This is a genomic window from Rhodanobacter sp. FW106-PBR-R2A-1-15, from assembly GCF_058789735.1.
This window is the reverse complement of record NZ_JBYTEM010000053.1, coordinates 1-10,061: the sequence shown is the minus strand read 5'-3', so window position 1 is coordinate 10,061 and position 10,061 is coordinate 1. Positions and strand designations below refer to the sequence as shown.

At 66.5% G+C, this 10,061-nt stretch carries 11 protein-coding genes; 8 read left to right on the top strand and 3 right to left on the bottom strand.

Features of this window, described 5'->3' with window-relative positions; genetic code table 11:
- Positions 1-70: 70 nt before the first annotated feature.
- Positions 71-1,276 (bottom strand): MFS transporter, encoded by a 1,206-nt coding sequence (locus tag AC3WTD_RS18295; protein WP_027492859.1) that lies wholly within the window; start codon positions 1,274-1,276, stop codon positions 71-73.
- Positions 1,277-1,412: 136 nt separating this feature from the next.
- On the opposite strand from AC3WTD_RS18295, the gene AC3WTD_RS18290 reads away from it, so the two are divergent.
- The 6 genes from AC3WTD_RS18290 to AC3WTD_RS18265 all read left to right on the top strand — a co-directional run bounded on the left by AC3WTD_RS18290 (position 1,413) and on the right by AC3WTD_RS18265 (position 6,442).
- Positions 1,413-2,414: a polyprenyl synthetase family protein gene (locus AC3WTD_RS18290; protein ID WP_027492858.1), complete on the top strand. Its 1,002-nt coding sequence runs from the start codon at positions 1,413-1,415 to the stop codon at positions 2,412-2,414.
- Positions 2,415-2,654: 240 nt separating this feature from the next.
- Complete coding sequence (locus AC3WTD_RS18285) at positions 2,655-3,275, top strand: YceI family protein (RefSeq protein WP_492614638.1); 621 nt, start codon at positions 2,655-2,657, stop codon at positions 3,273-3,275.
- Positions 3,272-3,853, top strand: coding sequence for a cytochrome b (locus AC3WTD_RS18280; RefSeq protein WP_027492856.1), 582 nt, complete (start codon positions 3,272-3,274; stop codon positions 3,851-3,853). The genes AC3WTD_RS18285 and AC3WTD_RS18280 overlap by 4 nt, the downstream gene beginning before the upstream one ends.
- Positions 3,850-4,398, top strand: a complete 549-nt coding sequence (locus AC3WTD_RS18275) for a YceI family protein (protein ID WP_492614637.1) — start codon at positions 3,850-3,852, stop codon at positions 4,396-4,398. The genes AC3WTD_RS18280 and AC3WTD_RS18275 overlap by 4 nt, the downstream gene beginning before the upstream one ends.
- Positions 4,399-4,407: 9 nt before the next feature.
- Positions 4,408-5,772 (top strand): DUF697 domain-containing protein, encoded by a 1,365-nt coding sequence (locus AC3WTD_RS18270; RefSeq protein ID WP_492614636.1) that lies wholly within the window; start codon positions 4,408-4,410, stop codon positions 5,770-5,772.
- A 97-nt stretch (positions 5,773-5,869) separates the two neighbouring features.
- Positions 5,870-6,442, top strand: coding sequence for a DUF4337 domain-containing protein (locus AC3WTD_RS18265; protein ID WP_492614635.1), 573 nt, complete (start codon positions 5,870-5,872; stop codon positions 6,440-6,442).
- A gap of 81 nt (positions 6,443-6,523) precedes the next feature.
- Here the strand turns inward: AC3WTD_RS18265 and AC3WTD_RS18260 are convergent, their stop codons facing one another.
- Positions 6,524-6,760 carry a glutaredoxin family protein gene (locus AC3WTD_RS18260; protein ID WP_027492852.1) on the bottom strand — a complete coding sequence of 79 codons (237 nt, stop codon included), beginning with the start codon at positions 6,758-6,760 and terminating at the stop codon, positions 6,524-6,526.
- Positions 6,761-6,837: 77 nt separating this feature from the next.
- On the opposite strand from AC3WTD_RS18260, the gene AC3WTD_RS18255 reads away from it, so the two are divergent.
- Entirely contained in the window at positions 6,838-8,220 is a 1,383-nt protein-coding gene (locus AC3WTD_RS18255; protein ID WP_492614634.1) for an L-serine ammonia-lyase, read from the top strand.
- A gap of 105 nt (positions 8,221-8,325) precedes the next feature.
- On the opposite strand, the gene AC3WTD_RS18250 is transcribed toward AC3WTD_RS18255, so the two are convergent.
- Complete coding sequence (locus AC3WTD_RS18250; RefSeq protein ID WP_492614633.1) at positions 8,326-8,775, bottom strand: hypothetical protein; 450 nt, start codon at positions 8,773-8,775, stop codon at positions 8,326-8,328.
- 91 nt (positions 8,776-8,866) lie between these two features.
- Between AC3WTD_RS18250 and AC3WTD_RS18245 the strand changes: the two genes are divergently transcribed.
- Entirely contained in the window at positions 8,867-10,030 is a 1,164-nt protein-coding gene (locus AC3WTD_RS18245; protein WP_492614632.1) for a site-specific DNA-methyltransferase, read from the top strand.
- Positions 10,031-10,061: the final 31 nt, after the last annotated feature.

Below are 10,061 nucleotides of genomic sequence, written 5' to 3'. Positions count from 1 at the left end.
CGCACATGCCCCTGCGTCGGTAGAGAAGGTCTATCACGACGGCTCCGAAAGGAGCATTCTCAACAGCCTGCTAGGCGAGGCGCGCCTGCGTCGTCGCGGCGCGACGAGTGATCCGGCGCGCACCGGAGACCACCAGCGGCAGCCACAGCAGGGTCAGCGCCGCGGCGCAGACGAACACGCCGTTCGGGCCGAGCCGGCCCAGCGCGAGGCCGCCGAGCGCGCCGCCCACGAACGCGCCGATGAACTGGCTGGTCGAATACGCACCCATCGCCGCGCCGCGCAGCTGTTCAGGCGCCAGCCGCGAGACCAGGCTGGGCAGCGCCGCCTCCAGCAGGTTGAAGGCGGAGAAAAATACCGCCGCGGCCACGCCGAACGCCGCCAGGTGGCGGCCGGACAGCGCGAAGCCGAGCAGCGCCAGCCCGATCGCCACCACGCACACCGTGACGATGCGCAGGCTTTGCGCCACCTCGCGCATGTGGTGCATGGTGGCGCCCATCACGAACGCGGCCACCGTCATCACCGGCAGGTACAGCTCCCAGTGCCGGTTCACCGGCAGGTGCAGCGTCTCGGCCAGCAGCAGCGGCAGGCCGACGAAGCTGGCGGTGAGCAGCGCGTGCAGGAAGAACACCGAGCCGTTCAGCACCAGCATGCGGCCGTCGCGCAGCATTGCCAGCACCTGGCCGAGACCGGCCGCGGCCGGCGCACGCGCCCGCACCGGCGTGGGCACGATCAGCCACAACAGGACCAGCGAGACCAGCGCCAGGATCGAGGTGGCGCCGAACAGCCCTGGCAGCCCGGCGACCGCCTCCAGCGGCGGCCCCAGGATCAGCGCCAGCAGGAACGCCAGCCCGATCGACACGCCGATGATGCCCATCGCCTTGCTGCGGTTTTCCTCCGCGGTGAGATCCGCCGCCAGCGCGATGCCGGCGCCAGCCACCGCGCCCATGCCCTGCACCGCGCGGCCGAGCGCGATGCCGGCCAGCGTGTGCGACATCGCCGCGATCAGGCCGCCGATGGCGAACAGCACCAGCCCGATGGTGATCGCCGGCTTGCGCCCGATCCGATCCGACAGCAGCCCCAGCGGAATCTGCAGCAGCACCTGGCCGATGCCGTACACGCCAAGCGCCAGCCCGATCATGAAACCGGTGGCGTCGGGCATCGCCTTCGCGTACAGCGAGAACACCGGCATGATCAGGAACAGCCCGAACAGGCGCAGGCTGATCACGCAGGCCAGGGTCAGTGCACTGCGCAGTTCGAGGCTAGAGAGTTTGCTCACCGGGAGAGGCACGTTGCCAAAGACATTCCCGGCATTATAGATGGTGCCACGCGCGGCGACTGTGGCGACATGTCGCGGCGCAAAATGCTGCAGGCCCTATAATCCGCGAAGCGACACACACCCCCCCGAAGCCCCCATGACCACGATGACCGCCGACGCCACCCGCCCCGCCGACTTCGCCCAGGTGCGCGACCTCGCCGCCGCCGACATGCAGCGTGTCGATGCGCTGATCCGCCAGCGGCTGTCTTCCGACGTGGTGCTGATCAACCAGATCGCCGATCACATCATCGCCGGCGGCGGCAAGCGGCTGCGCCCGATGCTGCACGTGCTGGCCGCCGGTACCGCCGGCTACCACGGCGATCGCCACGTCAAGCTCGCCGCGATCATCGAGTTCATCCACACCTCCACCCTGTTGCACGACGACGTGGTCGACGAGTCCGACCTGCGCCGCGGCCGCAAAACCGCGAATGCGCTGTGGGGCAATGCCGCCAGCGTGCTGGTCGGCGATTTCCTGTACTCGCGCTCGTTCCAGTTGATGGTGGAACTGGACGACATGCGCATCATGCGCATCCTCGCCGACACCACCAACACCATCGCCGAGGGCGAAGTGCTGCAGCTGCTCAACATCGGCAACGCCGACGTCAGCGAGGCCGCCTACCTGGCGGTGATCGAACGCAAGACCGCAGTGCTGTTCGCCGCCGCCACCGAACTGGGCGGCCTGCTCGGCGGCCTGTCCGATGGCGAAGTGGCCGCACTGCGCCGCTACGGCATGGAACTGGGCTACGCGTTCCAGATCGCCGACGACCTGCTCGACTACACCAGCGACGCCGGCACCCTGGGCAAGAACATTGGCGACGACCTCGCTGAAGGCAAGCCGACCCTGCCGTTGATCTACGCACTGGAGAAGGCGAGCCCGGAACAGGCGCAGTCGTTGCGCCATGCGATCGAGCACGGCGGGCTCGACTCGCTCGACCGCATCATCGCCTCGATCCGCGATTCCGGCGCGTTGGAACGCACCCGCGAGCGCGCCCTGCTGCATGCCCGCGCCGCACGCAAAGCCCTCGCCGCCCTGCCACCCTCGGCCCACCGCGACGCGCTGGCCACGCTGGCCGACTACTCGGTGCAGCGCACGTTCTGAAACCCGGCATTTCCGGACCGTCCCCTGGAAGGAGAAGGCTCCTCGCTTTGAATGTAGCAAGAGCGTCGCGCACAAGTGCACCCTGCAGAGGTACCCGGCGAGCAGAAGCCCCGTGCTCAAAAAGAGGGCAGAGGCCGAGGAGTGCATCCATCGACCGTTCCCCATTGGGTCACCCGCGGAAACCCATTGTTCAGCCGCCAGCGCTGGCAGCCGCGCCGCCGATCGGCCAGACTTCACGATATGTTCCGACTGCGTCCAACCCGCTGGCTGTGGTGTCTCGCGGCAACCCTGCTGCCGCTGGCGTCGGCACATGCCGCCGCGGACGGCTGGCGCTACGACACGGTGCACAGCCAGGTCGTCTTCAGCATCAGCCACAACGGCTATTCGCGCCCGTTCGGGCGGTTGCACATCGCGCGCGGCTGGCTGCGTTTCGATCCGGACGACTGGAGCACCGCCGCCACCGAGCTGGACATCGACCTGGCCAGCCTGGACATGGGCGACACCGACTGGAACCAGGCCGTGTGCAAGCCGGCACTGCTCGACTGCGCGAACCACCGCTACGCGCACTTCCGCAGCACCGGGGTGGAGCGCAAGGATGAGCACCACGGCGTGCTGCACGGGGAGCTGAGCCTGCACGGCGTCACCCGTCCGCTGGAGTTGGCGTTCACCTTCAACCGCGCCGCCCGGACCCTCTATGAATCGCACGAGGTGGCCGGCTTCTCCGCCACCGCCAGTCTGGACCGCAACGACTTCGGCATCACCGCCAACCACAACTCGATCGGCGCCAATGTCAGTGTGTGGCTGGAGCTGGAGACGATTCGCGACGACCACGCCGTTCCACCACGCAAGGAAACACCATGAGCCTGCGCAGCAACGACCGCCAGTGGGGTTCGGTCGCCAAGTTCTTCCACTGGATCATCGCGCTGGGCATCCTCGGCAACGGACTGTTCGGCCTGCTGATGGACCTGGCCAGCTCGCCGATGCAGAAGATCAACTGGCTGGCCCTGCACAAGTCGATCGGCCTCACCGTGCTGGCGCTGGTGCTGCTGCGCATCGCCTGGCGCTGGACCGACCGGCGCCCGCCGGAAGAACCGGCGCCGCGCTGGCAGCAGCTCGCGGCGCATGCCGCGCATGGCGCGCTGTACGTGCTGATCGTGCTGCTGCCGCTCAGCGGCTGGTGGTTCAACTCGGTCACCGGCAAGCCGCTGCAGTGGTTCAAGCTGTTCAACCTGCCGGCGCTGGCGCAGAAGAACGACGCGCTGCGCGATTTCGCGCACGGCGTGCACGAGTATCTGTTCTGGTTCCTCATCCTGGTGCTGGTGGCGCATGTCGGCGGCGCGCTGAAACACCACCTGCTCGACCATGACAATACGCTGCGCCGGATGTCGCCGTTCGGCCGTCTGCGCGCCCCCCCTGCTTCCAAAGGAGACTCCCGATGAAACGCCTTGCCACCCTGCTGCTGGCGCTCGCCCTGCCCGGGCTCGTTGCAGCCACCGACTACACCGTACAGCCGGCGTCCAGCACGCTCGGCTTCAGCAACACCTTCCAGGGCGAGTCGTTCAACGGCCACTTCGGCCAGTGGACCGCCGCGATCAGCTATAACCCGGCCAATCTCGCCGCGTCGAAGTTCGACGTGGAAGTGACCCTGGCCAGCGTGAAGACCGGCGACAAGGACCGCGACGGGGCGCTGCCCGGTTCGGACTTCTTCGATGTGGCGAAATTTCCCAAGGCGCACTTCGTCACCACCGGCTTCCGCCAGAGCGGCGGCAAGGTGATCGCCGACGGCACGCTCACCCTGCACGGCATAACCAAGCCGGTGAGCCTCGACGTGACGTTCAAGCCGCAGGGCAGCGGCGCCACGCTGGACGTGGCCGGCACCGTGAAGCGGCTGGATTTCAACGTGGGTACCGGCGATTACACCGACACCTCGGTGATCGGCGGCGAGGTGAAGGTCACCGCGCACCTGCAGCTGGCTGCGAAGTAAGCCGCCGCGGTGGCGCGCGGCACGCTGTGGCTACGCCTGCGCGGCTGGCTCGGCCCCGGCCGCCACGTGACCGCGCCGCCGCCCCGCGGCAGCACCGGCCCGACCCAGGTAGCCGACAGCCTGCGCGCGCTGCTGGACGACCCGACCATTCCGGCCGCAGTGCGCGGCGAGCTGGCCGGCGACTTCGCCCGCATCGAGGCCATGCTGGACCGGCTCGAACGCGGCGAGCTGCACGTTGCCGTGTTCGGTCGCGTCTCCACCGGCAAGTCGGCGCTGGGCAATGCGCTGCTCGGCCGCGAGGCGTTCGCGGTAGGTGTGCTCCATGGCACCACCACCGACGCCGAGCATGTGCCGCTCGACGAGGCGCAGCACGACGGCCTGGTGCTGATCGACACGCCCGGCATCAACGAGCTGGACGGCGAAGCGCGCGAGCGACTGGCGTTCGAGGTGGCCGAGGTCAGCGACCTGGTGGTGTTCGTCTGCGACGGCGACCTTACCCGCGAGGAACTGGACGCGCTGAAAACGCTCGCCGCCACCCAGCGACCGCTGCTGCTCGCCCTGAACAAAGCCGACCGCTACGGCCGCGATGAACTGGACAGCCTGCTGCAACACCTGCGCCTGCGCGTGGCTGGACTGGTGCGCGCGGAAGACGTGCTGGCTGTGGCCGCGCATCCGGCTGCGCAGCGCGTGGTCGAGGTCGACGCACGTGGGCACGAACAGGTTCGCGAGCAACCGCGCACACCTGACGTCGCCGCCCTGCGCGAACGCCTGCTGGCGATCGCCGCGCGCGAGGGCAAGACGCTCTCGGCGATCAACGCCGGCCTTTACGCCGGCCGGCTCACCGACCAGGTCAGCGCGCGCATCGCGCAGACCCGGCAGGCGGTGGCAGCGAAACTGATCCGCCACTACTGCCTGGCCAAGGGCGTGGCGGTGGCGCTGAACCCCATCCCGGTAGCCGACCTGCTCGCTGCCGCCGGGCTCGATGCGGCAATGGTGGTGCAGCTGTCGCGCGTGTACGGCCTGCCGCTGACCCGCGCCGAATCCGGCCGGCTGGTGGCGGTGATCTCGGCGCAGCTGGCCGCGTTGATGGGTGCGATCTGGGGCATGCAGCTGGTCGCTTCCGCACTGAAAGGCATGAGCGCCGGCCTCTCCGTCGTGGTCACCGCCGCGGCGCAGGGCGCGCTGGGCTGGTACGCCACCGTGCTGATCGGTCGCGCCGCCGAACGCTACCTGATCGCCGGCAAATCCTGGGGCGAAGCCGGCGCCAAACGCGCCGTCGCCGACATCGTGGCCAGCCTCGATCGCGACTCGATCCTGCGCGAGGCGCGCGAGGAAATCCTGCGCCGGCTCAGGAACCCCGGCGCCACCCGCTGAACCGGTCATCCCGCGATAGTTCTTGCAGATACGCTGCGTGCACGGCAATCGCGTCTAGAATCCGCATCCCCATCTTGGCCGGCTGTTCGGAGAGCGCATGTCAGAAGAATTCGAAGTCCGCGGCGTGCACGAGAACCACCTGGACGAAGCCGCCGAACGCGAGCCCCACGGCATGGCCGGCCGGCTGGCAGTGATCACCGCCATCCTGGCCACCATGGGCGCGATGTTCTCGTACATGGCGGGCAGCACCCAGGCCGACGCCGCCCTGCTCAAGAACGATGCCGCCATCAGGAAAACCGAGGCGGCCAACCAGTGGAACTACTACCAGGCGAAGGGCAACAAGCAGAACCTGAGCGAACTAGGCATGGAACTGTCCAGCGATGCGCGCAAGCCGTTCTTCGCGGCCGAAATGAAGCGCTACGAAGCGCAGAAGGCCGAGATCAAGCTCGCCGCCGACAAGCTCGAACAGGCTTCGGCCGCGCTCGACGAAAAGAGCGAGGCGCAGATGCACCGCCATCACCGGTGGGCACAGGCCACCATGCTGCTGCAGATCGGCATCGCCATGGCCGCGATCGCGCTGCTCACCCGCAAGCAGTGGCTGGGCCGGCTGGTGCTCGTGATGGGTGGTCTCGGCCTCGTCGTCGGGACGCTGGCATATTTCGGCATCTGAGTCGTCCCCGGCATGGCGGCACTGCGGCAGCGCGATGCAGCTGCCGCCTCGCGGCGCGGCGAAGTGGAAAGAACCGGACGCTTATCTGGCCACCCGCAGGAACGCGGCCACCGCCGCCGTATCGAACGGCCAGTCCAGTTCGCGGCCGTCGCGCACGTCGCGCAGCACCGGCACGCGGGTGCCGTAGCGCTGCTCCAGTTCCCGCGCATCGTCCACCCATACGCTGTCGAAATCCGGTGCCTGCGCCTCGGCCATCACGGCCAGCGCGAGGTCGCACAAGTGGCAGTAGTCACGCTGGTACAGGATCAGGTCGGACATGCGCTTGCGAATGGACTGCCAAAACCAGGGGTGCCGCGTAGAATAACCGGTTCACCCACTTAGCCAGCAGCACATCCATGGCCGTCAGCGTATTCGACCTGTTCAAGATCGGCATCGGACCGTCCTCCTCGCATACGGTGGGGCCGATGCGCGCCGCCGCGCGCTTCACCGAGCACTGGCTGGAGGAGAAGGGCGTGCTTGACCGCGTCGCCCGCATGCGCGCCGAGCTGTACGGTTCGCTGGCGATGACCGGCCGCGGCCATGGCACCGACAAAGCGGTGTTGTTGGGCTTCGAGGGCCAGCATCCCGACACCGTCGACCCGGACCAGATCCCCGCCACGCTGGAGCGCATTCGCGGCACGAGCCGCGTCCGTCTGCTCGGCAAGCACGAGATCGCATTCGACGAGAAGGCCGACCTGGTCTTCAACAAGCGCCAGAAGCTGCCGTTCCACACCAATGGCATGCGTTTTTCCGCCTACGACGCCAACGGCAACGAGCTGGCCAGCCGCGACTACTACTCGGTCGGTGGCGGCTTCGTGGTCAATACCGACGAGGCGGCCGAAGACCGCATCGTCGCCGATACGACCGCGCAGCCCTACCCGTTTTCCAGCGGCGACGAGATGCTGGCGCTGTGCAAGCAGCACGGCCTGACCATCGCCCAGCTGATGATGGCGAACGAAAGCGTGTGGCGCTCCGAAGCGGAAACCCACGCCGGCCTGCTGACCATCTGGCAAGCGATGAAGGACTGCGTCACCCGCGGCCTGCGCTCGCCCGGTACCCTGCCCGGCGGCCTGCATGTGGCGCGTCGCGCGCCGGCGATGGCCGAGGAACTGCGCAACCAGCCTGAGGCGGCGCTCAAGGATCCGCTGACCATCCTCGACTGGGTGAACCTGTACGCACTCGCCGTCAACGAGGAAAATGCCGCTGGCGGCCGCGTGGTCACCGCGCCCACCAACGGCGCTGCCGGCATCGTGCCCGCGGTAGGCCACTACTACCTGCGCTTCTGCCCGAAGGCGGATGACGAAGGCATCATCAATTACCTGCTCACCGCCGCCGCCATCGGCATCCTGTACAAGGAAAACGCCTCGATCTCCGGTGCCGAAGTGGGTTGCCAGGGCGAAGTCGGCGTGGCCTGCTCGATGGCCGCCGGCGGTCTCACCGCCGCGCTCGGCGGCAACGTGATGCAGGTCGAGAACGCCGCCGAGATCGGCATGGAACACAACCTCGGCCTCACCTGCGACCCGATCGGCGGCCTGGTGCAGATCCCCTGCATCGAACGCAACGCGATGGGCTCGGTGAAGGCGATCAACGCCAGCCGCATGGCGCTCAAGAGCGACGGCAAGCACCGCGTCAGCCTCGACAAGGTGATCAAGACCATGCGCGACACCGGCCGCGACATGAAGGACAAGTACAAGGAAACGAGCCGCGGCGGCCTCGCGGTCAACGTGATCGAGTGCTGAGACCTATTCTGTAGGAGCCCGCTCGCGGGCGATGCTCTTCGGCCACACGGCTCAAAAGCATCGCGCACAAAATACGCTCCTGCAAAAATACCGGGACGCTTCGGGCTAGGATTTGCGGCGCGGCGACTTGGCGCCTGCCACCGACCTGGTCGGGCGCGACCGTCTCGAAGGTGCTGTCGCAAAGGCCATGATCACCTCGCATACGGCCTTCTGCTGCGTCGCTGGCAGCGTACGATAGATGTCGAAAACCTTCTGGTTGTCGTAAAGCGGCGCGTCTTCCCTGACCTGCCTGGTTGCGCGACCGCCACGCAGCGCGCGATCGCCGAACAGCAGGAAGCAGGGATCGGCCTTCAGCCAGTCCGCCAGCGCGACCAGCTTTTCGTACTCGGGAATCGCCTTGCCATTCAGCCAGCGCGAAGCGGTCGTAAAGGTCACCGAGGCGCCGTCGAACCGCACGTTGAACTGCGTCGACAGCACGACGGGGCGCGGGTCGTAGCCCTGCGCAACCATCGCGGCAGCCAGGCGTTTCGAGAATTCGGCGCGTTCGTTGCTCATTCCTTGGCAACTTACCGATCACCCCGCCTACCAGTTCACGTATTGAGTTCACTATGATTGACGTTTGACGTTAACCATAGGGAACGATCGCGTGCCCAAGTCGCTGCTGGAACAGCTCCCCGAGATCGTCGCCCGCGGGCGGCAGCAGGCCGAGAAGATCCTGGAGAGCCTGGAAGGGCGGCACCGGATCAGCCTGCAGACGCGCGAATGGGTGCTGCCGTCGAAGGACACGCGCGACAGCGACTGGATCGCCGCGGCGAACCGGCAAGCGCACCTGGGCGAGGAAGGCGCGACCGACTGGACCAACCGGCTGATCTACGGCGACAACCTGCTGGCGATGGCCGCATTGCTGGCCGGTGACGAACACACGCCCAGCCTGCGCGGCAAAGTGGACCTGATCTACATCGATCCGCCGTTCGATTCGAAGGCCGACTACCGCACCAAGGTTTCGCTGCCTGGCGGCCCCTCTCGGCCATCCATGGCCTCCTGGGCACTCGGGCTCCTGCCCATCGTGGAGCTGGAGCAGCGGCCCACGGCCATGGAGCAATTTGCCTATTCCGACACTTGGTCCGGAGGCACTGCGTCATACTTGGAGATGATCACGCCGCGGTTGATCCTGATGCGGGAACTGCTGAGCGATAGTGGGTCCATGTATGCGCATCTGGACTGGCATGTAGGACATTACGTCAAGGTGGTGATGGACGAAATTTTTGGCAAGGATTTTTTTGCCAATGAAATTGTATGGCAACGGACTGGGGCCCATAACGACTCCAACAGATTTGGCAACATCCACGACATCCTGTTCTTCTACGGGAAAACCAATTCCCGATCTTTTTTCCAAACGCATACTCCGTACGACGAGGAGTACATACAAGAGCGTTTCAGGAATGCCGAAGAAGAAACTGGTCGGCGCTATTGGCTCAATACTGCGACAGCTGCCGGCCCTGGGCCTGCTCGTTTCTTCAATGGGGAGCTCAGAAGTCCTCCGCCGGGAACCCACTGGCGGTACAGCCAGGAAACCATTGACGAGTTAATCAATAAGGGAAAGATCGTCTTTTCCAAAACCGGGATGCCTTACGTCAAGCAATATCTGGACGAAAGTCCCGGAAGGCCTGTCCAGTCGGTATGGACAGACATAAAAATGACGAAGTCCGGCGCGGAAAGGCTGAACTACGCGACACAAAAGCCTGAAGCCTTGTTGGAACGAATGGGTCTTCGCGGATCAGTGTGGGTGGATTTTGGCGTTATCGGGTAGCGGTGGCAGGAAGCTGGCGATGACCTTGAGC

Excerpts from the sequence above, each read along its gene's own strand:
- AC3WTD_RS18290 (WP_027492858.1), top strand. The coding sequence starts at position 1,413 with ATGACCACGATGACCGCCGACGCCACCCGCCCCGCCGACTTCGCCCAG.
- AC3WTD_RS18285 (WP_492614638.1), top strand. The coding sequence starts at position 2,655 with ATGTTCCGACTGCGTCCAACCCGCTGGCTGTGGTGTCTCGCGGCAACC.
- AC3WTD_RS18280 (WP_027492856.1), top strand. The coding sequence starts at position 3,272 with ATGAGCCTGCGCAGCAACGACCGCCAGTGGGGTTCGGTCGCCAAGTTC.
- AC3WTD_RS18275 (WP_492614637.1), top strand. The coding sequence starts at position 3,850 with ATGAAACGCCTTGCCACCCTGCTGCTGGCGCTCGCCCTGCCCGGGCTC.
- AC3WTD_RS18265 (WP_492614635.1), top strand. The coding sequence starts at position 5,870 with ATGTCAGAAGAATTCGAAGTCCGCGGCGTGCACGAGAACCACCTGGAC.
- AC3WTD_RS18260 (WP_027492852.1), bottom strand. The coding sequence starts at position 6,760 with ATGTCCGACCTGATCCTGTACCAGCGTGACTACTGCCACTTGTGCGAC.
- AC3WTD_RS18255 (WP_492614634.1), top strand. The coding sequence starts at position 6,838 with ATGGCCGTCAGCGTATTCGACCTGTTCAAGATCGGCATCGGACCGTCC.
- AC3WTD_RS18250 (WP_492614633.1), bottom strand. The coding sequence starts at position 8,775 with ATGAGCAACGAACGCGCCGAATTCTCGAAACGCCTGGCTGCCGCGATG.